19 protein-coding genes are annotated in these 21,330 nt (G+C 59.8%); 14 read left to right on the forward strand and 5 right to left on the reverse strand.

The window, feature by feature from the left end:
* Positions 1–317: 317 nt before the first annotated feature.
* A complete protein-coding gene (locus tag Mal15_RS14805) occupies positions 318–1,004 on the reverse strand; it encodes a 3-keto-disaccharide hydrolase (protein ID WP_147868486.1) in 687 nt (228 codons plus the stop codon).
* A gap of 150 nt (positions 1,005–1,154) precedes the next feature.
* Between Mal15_RS14805 and ilvD the strand changes: the two genes are divergently transcribed.
* The 5 genes from ilvD (at position 1,155) to Mal15_RS14830 (ending at position 6,390) form a co-directional block, all read left to right on the forward strand.
* Positions 1,155–2,831, forward strand: a complete 1,677-nt coding sequence (ilvD, locus tag Mal15_RS14810) for a dihydroxy-acid dehydratase (protein WP_147868487.1) — start codon at positions 1,155–1,157, stop codon at positions 2,829–2,831.
* 80 nt (positions 2,832–2,911) lie between these two features.
* Complete coding sequence (locus tag Mal15_RS14815) at positions 2,912–3,898, forward strand: WD40 repeat domain-containing protein (protein WP_167546825.1); 987 nt, start codon at positions 2,912–2,914, stop codon at positions 3,896–3,898.
* On the forward strand, positions 3,895–4,812 hold the full coding sequence (locus Mal15_RS14820) for a PSP1 domain-containing protein (RefSeq protein WP_233903452.1): 918 nt from the start codon (positions 3,895–3,897) through the stop codon (positions 4,810–4,812). The genes Mal15_RS14815 and Mal15_RS14820 overlap by 4 nt, the downstream gene beginning before the upstream one ends.
* Positions 4,813–4,888: 76 nt before the next feature.
* Positions 4,889–5,335 (forward strand): Minf_1886 family protein, encoded by a 447-nt coding sequence (locus Mal15_RS14825; RefSeq protein WP_147868489.1) that lies wholly within the window; start codon positions 4,889–4,891, stop codon positions 5,333–5,335.
* Positions 5,336–5,751: 416 nt separating this feature from the next.
* Positions 5,752–6,390, forward strand: coding sequence for a class I SAM-dependent methyltransferase (locus Mal15_RS14830; RefSeq protein WP_390623513.1), 639 nt, complete (start codon positions 5,752–5,754; stop codon positions 6,388–6,390).
* A gap of 431 nt (positions 6,391–6,821) precedes the next feature.
* On the opposite strand, the gene Mal15_RS14835 is transcribed toward Mal15_RS14830, so the two are convergent.
* Together Mal15_RS14835 and Mal15_RS14840 are read right to left on the reverse strand one after the other, a co-directional pair.
* Complete coding sequence (locus Mal15_RS14835) at positions 6,822–7,964, reverse strand: hypothetical protein (RefSeq protein WP_147868491.1); 1,143 nt, start codon at positions 7,962–7,964, stop codon at positions 6,822–6,824.
* Between the two features lie 318 nt (positions 7,965–8,282).
* The gene (locus tag Mal15_RS14840) at positions 8,283–8,603 is read right to left on the reverse strand and encodes a transcriptional regulator (protein ID WP_233903453.1); all 321 of its coding nucleotides are present in this window, start codon (positions 8,601–8,603) and stop codon (positions 8,283–8,285) included.
* A gap of 134 nt (positions 8,604–8,737) precedes the next feature.
* On the opposite strand from Mal15_RS14840, the gene Mal15_RS14845 reads away from it, so the two are divergent.
* The 9 genes from Mal15_RS14845 to Mal15_RS14880 all read left to right on the forward strand — a co-directional run bounded on the left by Mal15_RS14845 (position 8,738) and on the right by Mal15_RS14880 (position 17,552).
* Positions 8,738–8,974, forward strand: coding sequence for a hypothetical protein (locus Mal15_RS14845; RefSeq protein ID WP_147868492.1), 237 nt, complete (start codon positions 8,738–8,740; stop codon positions 8,972–8,974).
* Positions 8,975–9,078: 104 nt separating this feature from the next.
* Positions 9,079–11,889 (forward strand): hypothetical protein, encoded by a 2,811-nt coding sequence (locus Mal15_RS14850; protein ID WP_147868493.1) that lies wholly within the window; start codon positions 9,079–9,081, stop codon positions 11,887–11,889.
* A 171-nt stretch (positions 11,890–12,060) separates the two neighbouring features.
* Complete coding sequence (locus tag Mal15_RS14855; protein ID WP_167546826.1) at positions 12,061–12,858, forward strand: hypothetical protein; 798 nt, start codon at positions 12,061–12,063, stop codon at positions 12,856–12,858.
* Between the two features lie 24 nt (positions 12,859–12,882).
* Complete coding sequence (locus Mal15_RS14860; RefSeq protein ID WP_147868495.1) at positions 12,883–13,500, forward strand: ankyrin repeat domain-containing protein; 618 nt, start codon at positions 12,883–12,885, stop codon at positions 13,498–13,500.
* Between the two features lie 406 nt (positions 13,501–13,906).
* Positions 13,907–14,215: a hypothetical protein gene (locus tag Mal15_RS14865; RefSeq protein ID WP_147868496.1), complete on the forward strand. Its 309-nt coding sequence runs from the start codon at positions 13,907–13,909 to the stop codon at positions 14,213–14,215.
* Between the two features lies 1 nt (position 14,216).
* Positions 14,217–14,741, forward strand: a complete 525-nt coding sequence (locus Mal15_RS14870) for a hypothetical protein (RefSeq protein WP_147868497.1) — start codon at positions 14,217–14,219, stop codon at positions 14,739–14,741.
* Positions 14,738–14,875, forward strand: coding sequence for a hypothetical protein (locus Mal15_RS34090; protein WP_167546827.1), 138 nt, complete (start codon positions 14,738–14,740; stop codon positions 14,873–14,875). Before Mal15_RS14870 ends, Mal15_RS34090 begins: the two co-directional genes overlap by 4 nt.
* Positions 14,876–14,960: 85 nt before the next feature.
* Entirely contained in the window at positions 14,961–16,241 is a 1,281-nt protein-coding gene (locus Mal15_RS14875) for a Gfo/Idh/MocA family protein (protein WP_147868498.1), read from the forward strand.
* Positions 16,242–16,313: 72 nt separating this feature from the next.
* Positions 16,314–17,552, forward strand: a complete 1,239-nt coding sequence (locus Mal15_RS14880; protein WP_147868499.1) for an outer membrane protein assembly factor BamB family protein — start codon at positions 16,314–16,316, stop codon at positions 17,550–17,552.
* On the opposite strand, the gene Mal15_RS14885 is transcribed toward Mal15_RS14880, so the two are convergent.
* Both Mal15_RS14885 and Mal15_RS14890 read right to left on the reverse strand, forming a co-directional pair.
* The gene (locus tag Mal15_RS14885) at positions 17,549–18,727 is read right to left on the reverse strand and encodes a GIY-YIG nuclease family protein (protein ID WP_233903454.1); all 1,179 of its coding nucleotides are present in this window, start codon (positions 18,725–18,727) and stop codon (positions 17,549–17,551) included. The two genes, Mal15_RS14880 and Mal15_RS14885, sit on opposite strands and share 4 nt — an antisense overlap.
* A 140-nt stretch (positions 18,728–18,867) precedes the next feature.
* The gene (locus tag Mal15_RS14890) at positions 18,868–21,204 is read right to left on the reverse strand and encodes a diguanylate cyclase (protein ID WP_167546828.1); all 2,337 of its coding nucleotides are present in this window, start codon (positions 21,202–21,204) and stop codon (positions 18,868–18,870) included.
* Between the last annotated feature and the right edge of the window lie 126 nt (positions 21,205–21,330).

Raw genomic sequence — 21,330 nt, forward strand, 5'->3', positions numbered from 1 at the left:
GGTGGGGGACGCGGAATTCGCTGGCAGCTTGGCAGGAGGCCTCAACTGACATCAGCCAGGTCCAGCAAGCGGTCCCGCTTCTTAGTCGCCTGCACAAATCTGGTAGGAAGATTTCGGGGGTAAGAAAATTATTGGTGCGCGCCCCCTTTCGATTCTGCAAATCTTCCTACCTCCAAAATCTTCCTACCTCTCCACCCTGCCGCGACGTCCTTTCGATCCGGTGAGAATGAAGAAAAGGGATGGCAGAATGATGAGCTGCACGTCGGCGGGGGCCGAACGGTTGGTCCGACGAGTCGGATATCCTAGTCCACCATGAATTACAGCTCGCGGAGTTTGATGTTTCGGTAGTGGACCTCCAGCGGCGGACCGCTGTGGACTTGCAGCGCGATCACTCCGTCGCGTTCGATGTCGGGGTCTTGTTCGGTGTAGTCGACGGTTTGGACGCCGTTCAAGAAGATCTGAATCCGGTCGCCGCGGGCGATGATTTTCAACGTGTTCCAATCGCCGCGTCGGACGGCTTTCATCGCGATCTCGGGGGATTCGGCCAAGAACTTTCGCCGCCGCGATTCGTCGTACAACGCGCCCCAGCAGGTGCCGTTGGGCATGAATCCGATGTCGGCCTGGTAACCGATCACTTCGGTGTCATCGGGGATCCGTTTGGTGCGGAACTGCACACCGGCGTTATTGCCTTGGCCGACCAGTTTTGCGTCGACGGTCAATTCAAAATCGCGATAGGTCTTGTTGGTGCACAGGAACTGGTTGGCGGGGATCTTTTCGCTCGCGCTTCCGGCGATGATCGCGCCGTCTTGGACGCGGAACCATTTTTCGTCACCGTTCCAGCCGTCGAGCGTTTTTCCGTCGAACAGCTGAACCTGGTCTCCGGTCGATGTGTCCGCGGCTGACGAGGAAGCTGGCAACAACAGAGCTGGCAAGAACAATGCAGTCGCCAGGACGGTGGCACACGAGCATCCGCACAGGAACGTGGAACGCAGAACGCTGGGCATGGGAGAAATTCCGATGGCGGGGAACGCCGAAAGTCCGGCGGATTGTGAAACGGGCAGCGATCATGATAATAACGCTTTGCCCTTCCGTGCGAATCGATCGGTTCCGGTTTTTTCGTCTTCTAACATTCCCCCCCTTCAACGCCGTCAACCATGTCCCAGCTGAACAAATACTCCAGCAAGATCACGCAACCGAAAAGTCAGGGTGCCTCCCAAGCGATGCTTTACGCGACGGGAATGACCCGCGAGGACATGGACAAGCCCCAAATCGGGATCGCGAGCGTTTGGTACGAAGGGAACAGCTGCAACATGCACCTGCTGGATTTGGCCGCCGAGGTCAAGCAGGGGGTTCAAGCGGCCGGGATGGTCGGAATGCGCTTCAACACCATCGGGGTCAGCGACGGGATCTCGATGGGCACCGACGGGATGAGTTATTCGTTGCAGAGCCGTGATCTGATCGCCGATTCGATCGAAACGATCATGGGCGCCCAGTGGTACGACGGATTGATCGCCTTGCCGGGGTGTGACAAGAACATGCCCGGATGTCTGATCGCGATGGGGCGTTTGAATCGACCGGCGATCATGGTTTACGGCGGCACGATCAAACCAGGATTCCGCAACGGTGAAAAGCTGGACATCGTCAGCGCGTTCCAGTGTTACGGTCAATTCATCGCCGGCCAGATCAGCGACGATGAACGCCAAGAGATCGTCGAGAAGAGCTGTCCCGGTGCCGGCGCTTGCGGCGGCATGTACACGGCCAACACGATGGCCACGGCGATCGAAGCGTTGGGCATGTCGTTGCCCTATTCGGCCAGCACGCCGGCCGAAGACCCGCAAAAGAAAGACGAGTGCCGGTTGGCCGGTGAAGCGATCTTGGAATTATTGGAGAAGGACATCAAGCCGCGCGACATCATGACCCGCACCGCGTTCGAAAACGCGATGGTCACCGTGATGGCACTTGGCGGCAGCACCAACGCGGTGTTGCACTTGATCGCGATGGCACGCAGCGTCGGTGTGCCGCTTACGATCGATGATTTCCAGTCGGTCAGCGATCGGATTCCTTATCTGGCGGATCTAAAACCCAGTGGCCGGTTCGTCCAAGAGGACCTGCATTCGATCGGTGGTACGCCGGCGGTGATGAAGTACCTGTTGGAAAAGGGGCTGATGGATGGATCCTGTTTGACCGTGACCGGAAAGACGCTTGCCGAAAACGTGGAGTCGCTGCCGGGATTGAAAGAAGGTCAAAAGATCGTCCGCACGGTGGAGAATCCGATCAAACCCAGCGGCCACATTCGAATTCTGAAAGGCAGTTTGGCGCCCGAGGGTGCGGTGGCCAAGATCACCGGCAAGGAAGGGTTGATATTCACCGGACCGGCGCGTTGCTTTGACAGCGAAGAAGCCATGCTGGCGGCGCTGGAGCAAAAGAAGATTCAAAAAGGCGACGTCGTGGTCATCCGCTACGAAGGCCCGCAAGGTGGTCCCGGGATGCCGGAGATGTTGACACCGACGAGCGCCATCATGGGTGCCGGATTGGGATCCGACGTCGCGATGATCACCGACGGGCGATTCAGCGGCGGAAGCCACGGATTCATCGTCGGTCACGTCACCCCCGAAGCACAACTCGGCGGTCCGATCGGATTGCTCTGCGACGGCGACTCGATCACGATCGATGCCGAAACCAACTCGTTGGACGTCGCGCTGACGGACGAAGAACTGGCGGAGCGAAAATCGGCATGGACCGCGCCGGCACTGAAGGCCCAGCGCGGGACGCTGTACAAGTACATCAAGACGGTTAAATCGGCCAGCGAGGGTTGCGTGACTGACGAGTAGGATGCGACGATCAGAAAGCGTTACAATGCAGCTTTCTGATTCCCCCCCCTTCGATTCCCTCCTTGCTCTAAATGCGAATTATGAAACTTCGTCTTTTCGCCGCGTTGCTTGTTGGACTGGCCACCCTTTCTGCCCGGGCGGACGATTCCGGGGCTGCCAAGTCGGTGGATGCCGAATCCCAATGGATCACGTCGATCGCGGCTGCCGGAGACGGGAGCTTTGTTGCCGGCACCGCAACCGGATTGCTGCTGCGTCCGGGCACCGTGTCACGATTCCAACCCGACGCGCCGGGCGACTTGGAGGAGCTTTACGAGCATCCCGCTGCAGTATGGTCCGTTATAACCACCTCGGACGGAAAGACGATCGCCAGCGCCGACTACAAGGGCAACCTGGTGCTCTATGACGTCGCGTCCAAGACGCCGAGGACCCACGAGGCGGCGTTTGAACGCTGGTGCCAAAAGATTGTCGTTTCGCCGGATGATCAGATGATTGTTGCCGGGAACGAATCCGGAAAACTGTTCGCCTGGAGCATCGCCGACGCCAAGGTGTCCAAAACGGTCGAACTTAGTCCTGCCTCAATTACCTCGCTCGCTTTCTCGCCTAACAAGACGCAATTGGCCGCCACCGATGGCGACGGCAAAGTGCACCTGTTGAAATGGCCCGAGCTGGAAAGCGTGGGCAGTGTCGCCGTCGGCGAGGAGACCGCTTGGTGCGTGGCGTATGAAAGCGACTCGTCATTGATCGTCGGCTCGGCTGACCGAAACCTGTACCGCGTGGAAGCCAAGCCGGAAGCGAAACCGGAATCGATCGCCAAGGGAACCGATTGGATCACGCGGATCGCGGTTTCCGACGCCGGGCAAATCGCGGCATCGGAAGTCAGTGGAAAGATCCATTTCGCTTCCGGCGGCAGCGTGTCGACGATCGGTGCGGAAAGCGGCGTGTGGGCGTTGTGTTTTCGCGGACCGGGGCAATTGCTGGTGGGAACCCGCAAGAACGGTATCGTCACCGCCGGCCAACGCTGGGCTTGGAATCCGGCCGCGGCGAAACCGGCTGAGGCAAACGAATGACAAGTCCGGAGTCTCCGGAAAGTCGAGAGCAAACCGAACGAACGAAACCGAAACAGCCGCTGGAATATGTTGCCCGGTTCGGTTCCATGCGAATCCTGGGCGTGCTCAGTGCACGTGAACGGTTTCGCTACAACGATCGGGTTGTGGCGCGGACCGATCGTGGGACGGAAATCGCGACGGTGTTGTGCGAAGCGACGCCCAACGCGTTGGACGCGATGCAGGAGCCGACCGCGGGCAAAATCATCCGGCGGCTTTCCGCCGATGATTTGAACCAGTGGGAACACATCCAGGGGCAGACGCGGGATGATTTGACGATTTGCCAGCGCTGTGTCGATGCGCGGCGATTGAAAATGGATTTGGTCGACGTCGAACGCCTGTTGGGCGGAGAACGGGTCGTCGTCTATTACGTCGCCGAGGGGCGGGTCGATTTTCGGCAACTGGTCCGCGATCTGGCCGGAGAATTCCAGACGCGGATCGAAATGCGTCAAATCGGGGTCCGCGACGAAGCCAAGCTGCTGGCCGACTACGGTGACTGTGGCCAGCCATTGTGCTGTGCGACGTTTTTGAGCAAGATGCCGCCGGTGTCGATGAAGATGGCTAAACTACAGCGGTCAACCCTCGATCCGACCAAAATCTCGGGGCGGTGCGGGCGGCTGAAGTGTTGTTTACGCTATGAATTCGAGACCTATGAGCAGTTGGCTGCCGAATTGCCGCCGATCGGGTCGGAGATTTTGACCCGAGAAGGCAACGCGGCGGTCTTGGCTCACGACATTCTTTCGCAACAATTGATGGTGCGTACGGATGACAATCGGAGGATACTGTTGGGTGTCGACCAGGTCGTTCGCGTGACCAAGGCTCCGCCGCCGGCCAAAAACCGCCGCGGCGGACGCAAGGGTGGATCCAAAGACTCGTGACAGACGGTCAAGGGTGATGATGAAGGGGTGATGATGTGATGACAGAGCCAACAATCGAATCAAGATAGACCGTGACATGAGCAACGAATTGACGAACTCGCCCCTCCAAGCAATGCGGAAGTTGCTGAAGGAGGACTCGCGGTACAAATACGAAGCCTACCAGTTCATTCGTGAGGCGTTGCAGTTCGCCCACGAACATCTGCCCGAACTGACTCAGGCGACCGTTTCGGGAGACTCCCTCTCCAAAGGCCGTCCCAAGCACATCACCGGTCAGCAACTTTGCGAAGCCTGTCGTCGTTACGCCATCGACCAGTACGGTTACCTGGGCAGCATGGTCCTGGGATCGTGGGGGATCAAATCGACCAGCGACTTCGGCGAGATCGTTTACAATTTGATCCGCATCGAACAGATGCGCAAGAGTGAATCGGATCGTCGTGAAGACTTCGATGACGTGTACACGTTCGATGGCGCCTTCGAGCCCGAGTTCGCGCTGCCCAAAGTGGTCGACGATCTGGAGTGTTAGTCGCGCATCGTCGTAGCTACGCTCGCCAGAGCGTGGCACGAACCGGGGATCCACCTTCTGGCGAAGGTAGCGACGATTGTCTCGTCCAGGCGAATCGTCGGTTTGGTTACCTCCTTTCTCCCCCGACGAAGTTTCCCAGAAGCTGCGTCTTTTCCTCCGCGCATTCTATGAACTTCTCTCTTCCAGCCCTGTGCTCGCGCGTTTTGCCGACGTCTTACGTTTCAGCATGTTCGCTTGTTCTGCTGGCGTTTGTCACCGGGGTGCTACTTCCGTCGACATGCCAAGCTCAAGACGCCGCGGGCCAACCGGCGGCTGAAACGAGCGCAGCGTCGGGCGAATCAGAGGCCCGGCAATCGGACACAAAACCCGAGGAGAAGGCACGGAAGAGCTATCTGGGTCGCGTCGTGGCGAAACCGATGAGCCATCTGGGCGCGTCCTGGTTGGTGCGACCGGAACGGGATCAAGAGGAAAACGCGTCGGAGTCGTTTCAAAAACTGGATCTCAAACCCGGCATGGTGCTCTGTGACCTCGGTTGTGGCAACGGCTATTGGACGTTGCCGATGGCCAGGAAGGTCGGCGAAGAAGGCGCCGTCTATGCCGTCGACATCCAACCGGAGATGTTGCAAAAACTTCGCCAGCGGGCCGATCAGTTTGGTTTGAAAAACATTCGTCCCGTGCTGGGGACGATCGATAATCCCAAGTTGCCGGAAAACGAAATCGACTTGCTGCTGATGGTCGACGTGTACCACGAGTTTTCGCATCCGCAATCGATGCTGTGGGAGATCCGCCGTTCGCTGACCCCGACCGGAGTGGTCGCACTGCTGGAGTACCGCAAGGAAGACCCGACCGTGCCGATCAAGTTGCTGCACAAGATGTCCAAACGCCAGATCATGAAGGAGTATCAGGCGAACGGTTTCAAGTTGGTGCGCGAGTACAACGAACTGCCGTGGCAACACCTGATGTTCTTCGCCCGCGACGACAGTCCCTTGGAAGCGATCGATCCCGAGCCGACCGACCAGGTGCTCAAGCGAATCGGAACTGCAGCGGCGCAGTGAAACGCACCTCGCCCCTTCTGGGCGGTCGATGGCGTTTCTCTTAGCACGACAGCCCTCTCTCTCGAGGTCGTCGCATCTTTTTGTATGACGGACCTTCTGGGCGAGCGTTGTCGGGGCGATTTCATGCGCACCAGGTTAAAAACGAAACGCTCGCTAGAAGCTTTGGTTATTTCACAATTTACAATGGCTCCCTTCTCCCCCGGCTTTGCGGGGGAGAAGGGCCGGGGATGAGGGGGCCAGCGGCCTGCCAAGAGCCACCGAATTGAGGCGCAGGCGGCCCAGGTGTATAGCCCCTCTCCCCAAAACAGATCGCGGTCATCGTTACCGTGCAATCAGAAACTAATGCGCGATCTGTTTTAGGGAGAGGGGAGCCATGCCCTGGATTGCGAGCCGACTTGTGTCGACACCAATGCTTCTATCGTCAGGCGGACCTACAACACGGTCGTCTTGATCGCCGATCCGTCGGGGCGGGTCAGTCGGAATTGGAATTGCCAGTCTTGGGCCCACGGTTGCGTTTGGGCGTTTTGCATGACTTTGATCAGCACCGTGTTTTCGCCCTCGACCAATTCACAGTCGTCGACGTATTGGTCGATCCGTGTGCCCGAGTGGTAGACTTCGTTGCTGGAGACCAGTTTCCCGTTGATCCAGACCTTGTTGGCCGTGATGCAGCCGATGCGGGCTTGCGCGGCCAGTGGCGTGTCTGCGTTTTCGACGGTGAACGTTGCAAAAACGTAGGCCGCAGCATCCTTTTCGTTGGACAGTGGTCCGTTCAAATCGACCATGCCCAGTTTGTCGTCGCTTCGGATCTGTTGCCAGTTGGCGGTCTGTTGTTTCCCCGCTTCCGGTTTCGGATCTCCGGCGGTGTCCTTCGCGATCGGTGACCCGGATTCCAGGTAGCGGTTTTCGGGAACGTAGGCGGTGTCGAAGTGTTCGCTGTCGGTGTTGTCGAACGGGCCGATCAGCCACCAGCGACGCATCATTCCCAATTCCTCCGCCAAGTCGATGGAAACGTCCAAGTCCGCGAGCAGTTTCGCCGTCTGTTCAAGCTGTTTGGGACTACGGCCGTTGGCGATCACCTGGCGCAGGATCTTTTCGGCTTGATCCGGCTGGCTGGACACCAGTGCTGCCCCCTCGTCGATCATTGCGGCGATCTTGAGGAATCGGACCGGAAGCGAGGGGTCGGTTTCGGCGTTTGCCAACAGTGTCGGTTTCAAATCACCGTCGTGTTGGACCAGCAGTTGATAGGCGACGTAGCGCGCGTCGGGATGTTTTTGAGTATCGGAAAAGAAATCCAGCAGCGCGTCTTTTTGAAACGGACCATTGTCGCTGACATCGGCCGCGATCGCTCGCAACCAATTGTTCCCGCGCCGCGTCGCGTTTTCAAACCCGTCCAGGACTTCGGTCACTTGTGAACTGGGCAGTGACTGAATCCGGGTGGCCGCGGCGGCGGCGTCTTGGTCCAAAGCGGCCGAACCATCGGTCCGTGCGATCGTCTGGAGCGCCTCGCGGACGCTCGGCTGGGCCGAAAACGCCGGGGCAGAAAATGTCGGCGTGGCGGAGAGTGTCGCCGCCAAGGCGATTGCGATTAGTCGCCGAGAACGTCGTCTGGCGGTGACGTCACGTGTGAAGCGTCGGCGGGTGGCAACGTGGCGGGCGAAAGCGAGGCGGGATGGGCGAGGCTGTCGGTTCATGTTCAGCGATCACGGGGTTCAGTTGGGCGGGCGAGATTCAACGCATGATAGCTGAATCGGACACCGCCCGCGGACCGGGTGAACGCGAACGTGGAAGCGCCGGGTAGGCGGTAGTGGACGACGCGAGGAGTCCTGGCAGCCGGCAATCCGAATGGACTCGTCGCCTCGTCAACTACCCGAAAACCAAGCTGCGGTGGAATACTAGAGCAGGTCTTCTTTTTCCAAGATTTCTCGATATTGATCGCGTTCGCGGCGGGTGGCTTCCAGGTCAAACACCAGGTATTTCATGTCCAACCGCAATTGCGACAGGGCTTCTTGAACGAGGTTCAGGATGCGTCGCCGCCGGGTGCTGCAGTCGATCGCACGCGAGAGCGCCGGCGCGACGGTGTCACGGTAGCGTGCGGGCAGGGCGTCGATCGCTGCAGTCAGCTCACGCAATTCTTGGGGAACTTCGTCGCCAACTTGTTTGTTCGATCCGATCGTCGTCTTTTGCATGCGCCAGGGCTCCGGAGAGAGATACATTGAAAGGTTGCTTTGGTTGCCGTCCTTTGCACTCGCGGTGCCAGATCCTGCCGGCACGGCCGAGTTTTCTGCGTAAGCTGTTCTGCGTCAAAGGTTTAGGGTGATCGCAGTTTTCGTGATGTCAAAAGGAAACGGTGAAAAAAAACAACACCATTTCGCCTTGGCTTGGCACCCTAAATCTTGATACACAAACGCCTTACGGAGTAAGCGACGGGTTGCGACGTGATGTGGAATTTTTTCGACATCGTCGCGTCAACCGCACACTTTGTTCAACGAGTTCACCGGTCGGCTATCGGATGGTTGCGTCCGAGAGCGATTTTCCCGTCGTCCTGCTGATTGTTTGGGCAATGAAGATTTGGGTCAACAATTGAAGTTCAAATACCGACGCCCGCGATCGAAAGTGCTGTCAGTCGTTCGGGCTCGGCAAAGCTTGCCGTCGGCCGTCCGCGCTGGGGCGCCCTCACGGGCCCGAGTGGTGGGCATCGGTGTCGGAGCAAACTCGGAAAAAAACGACTCGCCGACCACTGCGGCGTTGTCCCGTCAAGGGATCTCACCCGTCGGATTGGCGATCGCATGGTTCGTCTTGTTACTCGCTTCGGCGGGCAATCCGGTCCGCGCGGATCTGTTCGATTCACTCGATGCCTACCCACCCCGCCTGCACCTGGACACTTCCGATTGTGATGCCCGGGTGATCGAGCACAAGAACATGGCCGACGGCGGTGTGGATGGCGGCGGTTGCGAGTCGATGACGTTCCAAGCGGGCGTCGGCAGCGAAGCGATTTTGGTTTACCCGCTCGAACCGATTCACGCGATCAATGATCTGGTCGCCACATTGTCGATCATGAGTGCCCGCCATGGGGCCCGGGTCGGGCTTCGCGTCCGTTTCCCTTTCCTGCGTGACCCCCAAACGCGTCGCCCCCTGTCGGCGATCCTGTACGGCGCAACTTATCAGCATCCGGGCAAGTTCCAATCGCTTGGGATCGGCAACATCGAACGTGAGTTGCGGATCAAGATTGCGAATCTGCGTGCGGTCCACGGGAGTGATGCGAATTTGGACAACGCCTACATCGATGCGATGGTGATCAACGCCTACAGTGGCCCGGGGACAACGACGTTGCGGATCGATCAAGTGTCCGTTCGTGGCATGATTCCGGTGGGGGATCATGGGCGTGTCGATGTGGTGCCAACGCAAGCGGTGAAAGGCACGGCTGGTCCGAACGGCCGGGAGGTATCGATTCAATCGCAGCGGTTGTTAAAAATCCGGCGGCCGGTCTCCGATCAGGATCGCTCTGGTCCTGTGTTGGCCGAAGTGGCGTTTCCGCAAAACAATGTGATCCGGGTTTTGGAGCATCGCGGTGAACCGTTGACGTGGATCCGGTCGCTGGGATTTGATGCGGTTTTGTTGTCTCATCCACCGACCGCGGATCTGTTGCGCGACGCCATCCAATCGCAAATGCTCGTCTACGCGCCTCCGCCGATCGCCCCCGACCCGGCGCTCGGTCCGCTATTGGACCCGGTGATGGCGTGGTATCTCGGCGGCGGGGTGGCGTTGGACAATTCGCGGGTTTCCCAAACGGATAAAACCGTGCGCCGATTACGGATGTTTCCCGCGGCGTGGCAGCGTCCGATCGTGATTTCACCGGTAGAACGTTGGGCGAGTTATGGGGCGATTGCCGATGCGATTGTTTCCGATGCGGCGCTCCGCAGCCGGGGGCTGTCAGTGGCCGAACAAGCGTTGATCTTCCAGGATCGACGCGCCCGCATCGGCTCGGGGACAGCGATGGCAATCGCGATCGAATCGTCACCGCCGAACAAGTTGGCGTTGATGAACCGGTCGATCAGTGCCGCGATCGGGGCACCGCCGGGGGGCAATTTCCGATGGCACTCGATGTTGACCCAAGTCGTCCAGTCGCTTGAGCAGACGCCCTGCGCGATCGTGTTCCGTTCGCAAGAGTCGCTCGCGTCGGGGACGATGTTCGCTCACCAGCGGTCGATGGCGCTCAGTTATATCAACCGGTTCGTGGCCATGTTGGGGCCGTGGATCGCATCGAGCCGACCGGCCGCACCGTATCCGATCCGCGGTGCCGCCTATCGCTGCGGACGATTGGATGCCGCCGGAGATCAGTTTTTGTTGCTGACGTCCGACCAGACGACACGTGACCAAGTCCTTGCCGGTGACGGACGGGCCGTCGAGATTTTGTTGCCTCCCGAAATGGTTCATCGAACAGCGTGGCGGCTGACGAGTTTTTCTGCCGAGCGGATCGACATCGATTCGACGCCGACCGGGGCGCGGATCGAAATCGTGTCCCCGGATGTGGCGGAGGTCATCGTGGTCAGTGCTGATTCATCGTTGGCCGCCCGATTGGACCAATCGGCGCGTCGTTTTGCGGTCCGCGCTGCGTCGGATCGCTGGCAATTGTGCGGCGACCAGGTCCGACAGGTTCGCCAGGACTGGGATCATGCCGTTAGCTCCGGAGCGACCCAGGCGATCATGCCGGTCGATCTGTTGACGGCGGCTCGGAGGACACTCGAGGACGCCGAAAGGGTGTACCGTGCCGGCGATGCGGAAGCCACCTTGCGACTGTCGCGGCGAGCCGACGCCTGGGCCGTGCGGTCGCGATTACAGCTCTCCCAGGCGCTCTTGTCCGACACCGCGCGGGGCACGGCACCACGTTACATCAGTAGTCCGCCGATCGACGAAGGCCGTCCGACGCTGCAAACGGCATGGCAACCCCTGATGGGTGACGAAGGCTGGAGCGACAACCTGATCGCATCGGGCGGACTGGACCGCGCCGACGTGTTGTCGGCCGGCGGCTGGGCGTTCGGGCAACGAACCATGGTCCGGGCGGAGTCCAACGCCCGCTGGATTTCACGGGGATTCTTTAGCGGGAAAGGCGCGGTCGCTTTGTCCGCCGCCGCGACGACCGGCGAGTCACTCGGCGGCGGCTATGAGGGCACGATCGCCATTCTGTCCAGCCCGACCGTCAGGATTCAGCCGACCCAAGCGGTTCGGGTGGATGCGATGATCCGCACGATCGGGTTCGGCGGTCCGCATCAAGGTGTTCTGGTCTATGACAGTTTAGGAGGCCAGGAAATGGGCGTTTTGGTTCGCGGTGCGACCGACTGGACCCCGGTGCGACTGTATCGGCAAAGCGTCGGCGAAACCGAGGTGCGGGTGATGTTTGAAGTGATCGGCGATGGGGAAGCCGTGGTCGACGAAGTCGCGGTTCGCGTTTGGGATCCGGAGCCGTTGCCGGAATTGCCGCTGCACTCGATCACTCCGTAGCCAGATCAACGTCGCTACCTACACCAGAAGGTGGCCCCGCGGCGTTTCCCACGCTCTGGCGAGCGTGGTCACATCGAATTGATGCATTCCAGAATAGCAACACGACGTCTCGCTATCGTTTACCCTGTCACATCGACATCCCCGCACATATTCGCCTGTTCGCCATTCAGCATGCCAACGACCATCAACGGAATCGGGACCCAGTACTACGGCCGAAAGAACCCACGTGTGTACGGCGGCATCTGTGATTCGTGCCAACGACATGTCACGCTGACCGATTACGAAACCGGCTACTTCTTCGTCGTGCTGTTCATTCCGGTCATCCCGCTGGGAAAGAAGCAGATCATCGGCGAGTGCTCGGTCTGTCGCCGACACCGGGTGATGCCGCTGAAAGAGTGGGAGCGGATTCGGGAGGAAAATCTGGAGTCGGGGCTGGCCAATCTGGCCGAGAACATGGACGACCCGTCAAAAGCATTGGAATTGTTGCAAAGCATGACGGTTTTCAACCAGCTTGATGAAGCGATGGAGTTGGCCGCTGCGACGGCGAAGCAGCACGCCAATGATTTCGACACCCTGGTCGACATCGGGTCCTGGTACGAACGCCAGGGCCACACAAAGCTGTCCGATCAATGCTTCGATCAAGCGATCCAACTCGATCCGCAGCATCCGACCAGCAAACGCATTCAGGGTGTCGACGCGCTGCAGTCGGGTAACCCCAACGAAGCCGCCAAGTTCTTTGAGCCGCTGCGCAAGTCCGCTGATTTCTATGACCCGTCGTTATTCTACATGTTGGCCGGCGCTTACCAGGCAAAAGAAATGCACGAAGAGGCGATCATGGAGTTCAAGGATCTGTTGACGCGGATCCCGGAATTCGGAAAGGACAAGGAGTTCCGTAAGGCGGTCAAGAAATCCGAGAAGGCGATGGGAAGTCCGACATCGATTCTGCCCAAGAAGGGAATCTTTGGGTAGGTGGCTCAATCACGTAGCGTACCGATGAACGCTGGCTCACAGGATCTGAAGCGCGCCGCCTTCGACGGCGACCTTGACACGGTTCGCCGTCTGGTCGAATCCGGAGTGGACGTCAACGCGACTGAATCGCACGGCTCCGGCACGCTGCTGAACTTTCATCCGCACATCACCGAGTACCTGCTGGCCATGGGGGCCGACCCGAATCGCCAGGCCAACGAGCACGGGGCGTCGGTGTTGGCCGGACTCTGCTATGTCAACCAAGTCGAGTGCGCGCGGCTGCTGCTTCAACACGGTGCGGTCCCGGATCGCGGCCGTGACGAGACGCTGGAAACGCCGCTCCACCACGGGCTGGCCGGTGATGCGGGCGTCGAGCTGGTGGAGTTGCTGATACGGCACGGAGCCGATCTGAATGCGGTGACCAAGCCCGGGATCGTCAGTTGTAATTTCTATGGCCAGACACCGACACGCGGCGAAACACCGCTGCACCGTGCGGCCGCCTATGCGTCCATGGAAATCGTCCAGCGGCTGGTTGACGCCGGCGGTGATCGTGAAATTGCCGATTCCGACGGGTACTTGCCATACCATTGGGCAGGCTGGCACCGACGATCGAAAGAATTGGTTCTTCTGCTAAGGCCGTGGTAAAAGGTTTCGTTTCGCGACTCGAGGTTCGACCGCCGACGCCGGCGCCCGTGGCTTTGTCGGAGAAGGGCGCCCGTGGCTTTGTCCGAGAAGGGCGCCCGTGGCTTTGTCCGAGAAGGGCGCCCGTGGCTTTGTCCGAGAAGGGCGCCCGTGGCTTTGTCCGAGAAGGGCGCCCGTGGCTTTGTCGGGGAAGGGCGACGTGGAGATCGTGGTGGGTCGCACGCGTTTTGGTACGGCGCGGCCGTGAGGCTCCGTGTCCGATGACGGGTGAAACGTTGGCGGCACGTGGGGCGTGCGGGGACGATCGCCCGAAAAAGGCTGTCGTCCGGGTGGGGGAACACCGGTGGGGAATCTGGTATATCCTGTGCCGCACCTCGATCCAAACGCCATACTCGCCCCACCGTTTCTGATGATTGCATCTCGCTTTCGACCGCGACTTGAACCACTTGAACTGCGGCGACTGCTTGCGACATTGGTCGTGACCAGTGCCGCGGACAATCTGGCGACCGATGGGTTGTTGACGCTTCGTGAGGCCGTGGCGGCTGCGAACAACAACACCAGTGTTGACGGCAGCGTCGCCGGCGATCCGGGCAGCGACACGATCGAGTTTGCGCCCTCGTTAAGTGGAGTTGCGATCGATTTGGCACTGGGCGAAATCGAGATCAGCGAATCGATTTGTTTACGACGATCTGGACCTGATCGGCCCGGGGGCCGATAAATTGACGATCGATGGCGACAACCAAAATCGCCAGTTCGTTTTCCAGGCCAATGAAGACATCGGCCTGACGTTTTTGATTCAGGGGCTGAGGCTGACCGGCGGTAAGTCGCCTTCATCCGGCGGCGCGATTTACGCATTGCGAAACCGCTTGGTGGTCAGGGATTGCCACTTCGAAGGGAATCAGTCGCCACAAGCAGCCGGTGCGATTTTTGCCAACAACATGACCGCCCACGTGCTTCACTCGTCGTTCGTGGACAACGAAGCAGCGGGGAATGGTGGTGCGATCGGCGGCTTCAATGCGTCACTGGAGTTGGTCGGGATCACCGCCAGCGGAGATCAATCCGGGCAACACGGCGGCGCGGTGCACAGTCGGATCACCGATGGCAATGTCGTTCGGTTGACCACCATCGAAGGCTCAACATTTGTCGGCAACTTCGCTCCGATCGGCGCCGACTTTGTCATCCGCCCCAATGCCGGGCTCGATGGCAACGCCGAAACGGACGGATTTCCCCAATCGATGCCTTGATTGTGATCAATTTCATCGCCCGCCAGTCGGGTGAAGGGGAAGGCGGTCAGGTGATCAGCGACTTTTTAAAGCCCGTTTCGCCGCAGACCGTAGACCGGGTGATCGAGGATTGGACGCTTCCGCATTTGGGCTGACAGCCCATCGCCGGTGCCGCGGGCTGCTATAATCGCGGACCCTGCCTTCGAATCCATCCCCCATTCCCTCCCGCTCGCCATGGTCATGTCAAACCGAAGAACCCTGCTCAAAGCGGCCGGCATCGCCGCCGTTTCCCCTTTGGCGTTGGGCACCGCGATCCGCCCCCGCCCGGCCAGCGCGGCCGCCAGTGAACGGATTCGATTGGGAGTGATCGGGATCGGACCGCGATGCCGGTACGTACTAGGGGGCATGTTGAAACACGCCGATGTCGAGTGTGTCACGATCGCCGATGTCCAAGCGACCCGTCGTGAACAGGGAAAACAACTGGTCGACCAGCAGTACGGCAACACCAACTGTGAGACGGTGATCGACTTTCGACGCGTGTTAGACCGCAAGGACATCGACGCGGTTCTGATCGCCACGGGAGACCGCTGGCACGCAACCGCATCGATGCTGGCCGCCGAAGCGGGAAAGGACGTCTACAGCGAAAAACCATGCGGCATCACGATCGATCTTTGTCGCCGGCTTTCCGAAACCATCGAAAGAACCGGACGCGTCTTTCAAGCCGGCACGCAACGCCGCACGGTCGCTAATTTTGCCCAAGCCGTTCAGCTCGCCCACTCGGGGAAGCTCGGAAAACTTCAAACGCTGCACGCGACCGTTTACATTCCGGAGATCAACACGACTTGGTTGCCGGGACAGCCGACGCCGGACCGCCAGGTGTGCGATTGGAACCTTTGGTTGGGGCCGGCCCCCTGGCGTCCCTTCCATCAAGACTACGTCAACGGTCGCTGGCGCGGGTACGTCGATTTTGATTCCGGCGCGCGGTTGCTGGATTGGGGCGCCCACACGGTGGATTTGTGTCAGTGGGCCAACCAAGCTGACGAGACGATGCCGGTCGAATACACGCCGGACGAAACCGGGATCACCGCCCAGTATGAGAGTGGTGTGAAATTGAGGATCCATTTCTTGGAAACCCCCTTCGGCCAGCGGCCGGGTTGGGTCCAGTCGCTGGGGACCTGTCCGGTCCGTTTCGAAGGCACGCAAGGATCGGTCGAAGTCGGTGATAGCGGGGGCATCGTGATCAAACCCGAATCGATCGGCAGCGGATTGCCGGAGCTGCCGAAGAAAAAGTCGGGGTTGGACGTCGAAGCCCACTCGAGAAACTTTCTGGACTGCATCAAGTCGCGCCAGTTGCCCAACGCGAATCATGTCGTCATGCGTCGATCGCACACCGCGTCACACGCCGCGGCGCTCTCGTGGTTGTTGCAGCGGACTCTGCGGGTCGATCCGGCGACGGAAACATTCGTCGGTGATGACGAAGCGAACCGGCTGCGTTTTCGTCCCGAGCGGGACTGGGCGTGATTCGGGACGCCGGTGCTCTCTTTGACAGGCTGGAAGCCTATCCCACTTTTTTGCGATTCATTCAGGTTTAAAATGTTCTGCTCTCGATACTCGGTGTCCTGTCTCGCTGCCGTGTTTGTGCTCGCGTCCTGCCGTGCCGATGCCGGGGATTGGCTCGGTTTTCGGGGGGACGGCCGGTCGTTTGATCCCGAGGCCAAGACGCCCGCCGAGTTTGATTCTGAATCCGGTAAGAACATCGCCTGGCGGGTGGCAACGACGGGACGAGGGATCGGTGGTCCATTGGTGATCGGGGATCAAGTGATCGTGACCGGATGCGGCGGCGAAGACGAACGCGATTTGTATGTCGAATCGTATTCGGTCGCCGACGGAAAACGGTTGTGGTCGCGGCCGATGCGTGCCACCGGCCGGCCGTTCACCCACCCGACCAGCTCCAACGCGTCGCCGACGCCGGCCAGCGACGGCGAGCGGATCTTTGCGTTGTTCAGCAGCTGTGATCTGGTTTGCTATGACCTCCAGGGGCATTTGATTTGGTACCGCGCCCTGGCGATCGATCATCCCAAAACCGGCAACGATATCAGCATGAGCAGCTCGCCGGTCGTCGTCGATGGCGTGGTGGTCGTGCAGCTCGAAAACCAAGGTGATTCCTTTGCCGCGGGGATCGACGCGAGCAGTGGCGAGATCCTGTGGACCAATGACCGCAGTGCGTCGTCCAACTGGTCGTCACCGCAACCGGTCGAGAGCGAAGACGGGATCTCGGCCGTCGCGATGCACAATGGGTCAGGGGTCGAGTTGGTCGATGCCAAGTCCGGTGAAGTGCTGAAGCGTTTTGACGTTTCCGGCGACGGGACTGCATCGAGCACGTTTGCATCGCCGTACATCATTGTGCCCGGGCAATCGACCACGGCGATCCGATTGAGTGCCGCGGAAGCCGAAGGGGATGACGCGGTTGCGACGATTCAGTGGCAGAGCAACAAGCTGCGTCCCCAGCGATGCAGCCCGGTGGCATCGAGTGACCGGATCTACATGGGGCGCGGAAGCACGTTGATGGCCGGATCGATCAGTGACGGATCGGTCTTGTGGACGGCCCGGCTGGGAAAGCTGAACAACGTGTGGGCGACACCGGTCTTGACCGCGACGGGACTGTACGTCGTCGGATCGGACGGCAAAGTCATCGTGGTTGAAGACCAGGGCGACAAGGGAGAAGTGATCGCCGAGTCGGACCTGGGCGAATCGGTCTTGGCCAGCCCCGCCGTCAGCGGCAATGCCCTGTATTTCCGCAGCGAGAATGGGCTGATCAAGGTCGCAGGCTAGGCGGTCATCGATTTTCGATAGTACTTTCGTCCGGCTTGTTCGGGGGCGAAGGTGCGGTCGAGTTCCTGGGAGTGTTTTCGGAACCACGAGGCGACGGTGCCCAGCGTGTAGGGAAACGGGCCGTGGCCGCGGTCGGCGGCGCTCTCCAAAGTCGCTTTCCATCCGTTGATGGTCGGTTTCATCGCTTGATAGGCGTCTCGGCCGATCGGTGTGGCCGCCACCGCGCTGACTTCGCCGCAGTGGATCAGGTACCACAGATGGCAACCGTCATAGCCGGGTACCGCGTACACGAAGCTGTACTTGCGCCGGGCGGTTGCCAGCATCGTCAGTTTGCGATGCACGTAGCGGAGCGATTTGAGCGTCTGTTGGACCCGGCCGGCGAGTTCGTACTGGCGATCGGCCGACGCGGTTTCCATGCGTTCTTGAAGCACCACGAGCGGTTCGTCGTTGAAGCCATCGAGGAAGCTCTCCGCCGCATTGACTTGCGCGGCATACTCGCCGCGTGTGCATGCGGCCGCGCACGGCCCCATGCAGGTGTTCAGCTCCAAACGCAGACAACCGGGGCGGTGATCGATGTCGAACAGGGACAGTTGTTCGGCAAACTGGAACGTTTGCTGTTGGCTGCAATCGCGCAGCCGAAAGACCTTGTTCAGTGCGTCGACGGCGTTTGCCATGCGTTTGGCACCAAAAAAGGGCCCCTGCAGTGAAATGTATTCCTTGGGGATCTTGGGGGAGAGAAAGAACTGCGGTGCGGGGCCGCGTCCCAGGCACAGGTAGACCGGGCGTTGGCGTTTGGGAACGCCTTGCACGTTCCAGCGGGGCGTGAACTTGCGAATCAGTTGTTGCTCTCGCAAGAGCGCGGCAAACTCGCTCGGTTGCGTCTCCCACTGGATCGCGCGAGCGTTTTCGATGATGCGTCCGCCTTTTTCGTCTTCGTTGGCGGTGCTGAAATAGCTGAGCAGCCGATTGCGAAGTGATTTGCTTTTGCCGACGTAGATCAGTTCCCCGCGTCGATCGAGCATCCCGTAGACGCCAGGCACTCTGGGACAAGACTGGCTGATCTGACGTTTCAACGATGATTTGGACGTCCCGCCGACGGCTTCGATCGGGCGAGCGGTGCGGGGATTGAACGGATCGATCCCGAATCCGATTTCGTCGTGATTTGGTGCTAGCACGTCCACCTGGCGCCCTTCCCTGAGATTACTCACCGACCGTTCAAGCCGACAGTATGGCGGATCCGGGCGGGTTTTGGAAATCGCAGTTTTCTCGCGATTCTCGTTGCGTCGATCCAATCGCCGCAACGACGCAGCAGTGATCAATCGGCCAATTCAGGCATTGGGGCGTTTTCAGCCGGCGTCACGCGCGGCTCCTCGGTGCTTTCGGCTTGCTGGATGAGTTCCGATTGGGTGGTGCGACACAGCTCCAACAACTCGTTGGTATCGTGCAGCAACGCGAGCCACGAGATCTCTTGTTCGCTGGCCCGCTCGCGAATTCGATCGGCCGCTTTGGCGATCGAGTCGATGTCGCAGCTGCGGGCGTACATTCCCAAACGGGCGGCCAGCGTTTGCATCCCCTCGGTGTCCTGGCTGTCGATCGCCGCGGCCAGACGTTCGACTTGGAATCCGATCTGGATCGCCGCTTCGCTGTTGGCGGTGGTGTCTTCTTCGGGTTTGCTGGTGATGACGCTGGCGAAATGCTCGACCAATTCCGGGTCGAACTGCGATCCGGCGTAGCGTCGCAATTCGTCGATCGCGACTTGATGCGAGCAACCCTCGCGGTAGACGCGGTCGGAAACCATGGAGTCATAGCTGTCACAGATCGACAGGATCCGGGCCCCGAGGGGGATTTCAGGCCCCACGGGAAGGTTTCGAAAGCGGCCCGAGCCGTCGAAATGTGCTTGTCGAAACTGAACGGTTTCGGTCAGTTCCTGACATTCGAATGCCGTCTCGATCAGTTCCACGCCGATGCGATCGTGCCACGCGATCAACTCCATTTCATCGGGGCTGAGCTTGCCGCGTTTGAGCAGGATTTCGTCTGAAACGCCGACCTTGCCGATGTCGTGAAGCAGCGCGGCGATTTCCAGAATGTATTGGCTGCCGGCGTCCATGTATTGTTTGGAGACCCGCGAACAGAGGTCGGCCACTCGCCGGCTGTGTTGCGCCGTGGCGGCGTCGCGATAGGACAGCGACGCGATCAATGCGGTCACCGCCTGATAAGGGATTTCGGCGCGTTCCCGCGATTCCGGTTCTCCGCCTTCCATTTGCGACAGTTCGGGACTGTAGGGAATCACACAGTTGCGTCCGCCGCGTTTGGCGGCGTACAAGCACACGTCCGCCTGGTTGATCAGCTCTTGCGGATCGGCTGCGTCGAAGCGAGTTTCGGAAACACCGACGCTGGCGGTCAATCGCAGTTGAGCCGGTTCGGTGAAGGTGATTTTTTCGATCGACGCTCGAGTTTGCTCGGCCAGATCGAGCGCGGTTTCGAAATCGATGCCGGGAAGCAGCACACAGAACTCTTCACCGCCATAGCGGCAAACCAATCCGTGCTCGCCGTGTTCCTCGCGCAGCACACGCGACACTTCGCGCAAGACATCGTCGCCGATGGCGTGCCCGTAGGTGTCGTTGACCCGCTTGAAGTGGTCATTGTCGAACATGATGCACGAGAGCGGCTTCTGTTCGGCGGCGGCGGTTTTCCAGAGGTGCCCGAATCGTTCGAAGAATGCGCGACGGTTCAGGCAACCGGTCAAGGCGTCGGTGGTGGCCAGGATCTCCAGCTCACGGTTTTTCTCTTCGATTTCATCGCGACTTTCACGCAACATGCTCAGCATCGCTTCGAGCTGTTTGCGGTGTTCTTCGATGTGGGTGACGTCACGGAATGTCGCCAAGGCCCCGCGTCGGGAGCTGCCGCCGCCGATCGGGGCGGCGTTAACCGAAAAGATCCGCTCGTCGCCATCATGGACCTTCAGGTGCAAGATTTGCTCGGTGATCGTTGCGGATTCGTCGATCGCCGTCATCCAAGGGTAACTATCCTGGGAATCGCTGTTCTCAAACGTCCACGGCAATTCGTTGGCGCGAGAATTCACCAACAGCTCACTAGACACGTCGACCGTCTCGGCGAACGCCCGGTTGGCCAACACGATTTTCGCCTTTTCGTCCAAGACCAACAGCCCTTCGGCAAGCGTGTCCAATGCCTGGCGGACGCGTTCGGGCACGACCTGTGTGGTGCTGAATACCCGCATCACCTTGCCCACAAACAGGGTGTATCCGAACAAACCGGTGATGCAGTAAAACGCCAACAAACGCATCAGCGGGTGTTCGGCGATGGCACCAAAGTTCGATCGGTCCGGGGCGCGAAAGCAAAACTCGACCGCGCCCCATTCACGTCGATTCAGCGTGATCGGCACGCTGATCGCGTCAATTCCCTCGCTGTCGGAGGAAACTTGCTGCCACAGATCGTCATGGTGCCCGGCATTGACTTTCAGATCGCCGTGTTTGCTGCGAACCCCGATCGAAAGCAGGTCGGCGTCTCGATCCACCAACGTCTCCGCCGTCGCGCGGAGGTCCACCCACTGCTGCTTCCGCACATGGGCCGCGGCGTTCACCGCCACCGCTTCGCTAAGCCGGCGCCGTGAGTCGCTTTGGATTTGCGTCACGTCAGGCAATAGGCCGAACCAGTGACTAGCCAAAATCAGGCTAGCACCGAGGCAGACCAACGCGATTGCGAGGCGAATCGACTGGAGATAAACCCTACCCAAGACGCAACTATTGAAAAAAAGCGA

It is taken from the genome of Stieleria maiorica, assembly GCF_008035925.1.
Taxonomy (GTDB): Bacteria; Planctomycetota; Planctomycetia; order Pirellulales; family Pirellulaceae; genus Stieleria; species Stieleria maiorica.

What these genes read in the sequence shown, in the direction of transcription:
- Mal15_RS14805 (WP_147868486.1), bottom strand. Translation starts at nt 1,004, where the DNA reads ATGCCCAGCGTTCTGCGTTCCACGTTCCTGTGCGGATGCTCGTGTGCC.
- ilvD (WP_147868487.1), top strand. Translation starts at nt 1,155, where the DNA reads ATGTCCCAGCTGAACAAATACTCCAGCAAGATCACGCAACCGAAAAGT.
- Mal15_RS14815 (WP_167546825.1), top strand. Translation starts at nt 2,912, where the DNA reads ATGAAACTTCGTCTTTTCGCCGCGTTGCTTGTTGGACTGGCCACCCTT.
- Mal15_RS14820 (WP_233903452.1), top strand. Translation starts at nt 3,895, where the DNA reads ATGACAAGTCCGGAGTCTCCGGAAAGTCGAGAGCAAACCGAACGAACG.
- Mal15_RS14825 (WP_147868489.1), top strand. Translation starts at nt 4,889, where the DNA reads ATGAGCAACGAATTGACGAACTCGCCCCTCCAAGCAATGCGGAAGTTG.
- Mal15_RS14830 (WP_390623513.1), top strand. Translation starts at nt 5,752, where the DNA reads ATGAGCCATCTGGGCGCGTCCTGGTTGGTGCGACCGGAACGGGATCAA.
- Mal15_RS14840 (WP_233903453.1), bottom strand. Translation starts at nt 8,603, where the DNA reads ATGTATCTCTCTCCGGAGCCCTGGCGCATGCAAAAGACGACGATCGGA.
- Mal15_RS14855 (WP_167546826.1), top strand. Translation starts at nt 12,061, where the DNA reads ATGCCAACGACCATCAACGGAATCGGGACCCAGTACTACGGCCGAAAG.
- Mal15_RS14860 (WP_147868495.1), top strand. Translation starts at nt 12,883, where the DNA reads ATGAACGCTGGCTCACAGGATCTGAAGCGCGCCGCCTTCGACGGCGAC.
- Mal15_RS14865 (WP_147868496.1), top strand. Translation starts at nt 13,907, where the DNA reads ATGATTGCATCTCGCTTTCGACCGCGACTTGAACCACTTGAACTGCGG.
- Mal15_RS14875 (WP_147868498.1), top strand. Translation starts at nt 14,961, where the DNA reads ATGTCAAACCGAAGAACCCTGCTCAAAGCGGCCGGCATCGCCGCCGTT.
- Mal15_RS14880 (WP_147868499.1), top strand. Translation starts at nt 16,314, where the DNA reads ATGTTCTGCTCTCGATACTCGGTGTCCTGTCTCGCTGCCGTGTTTGTG.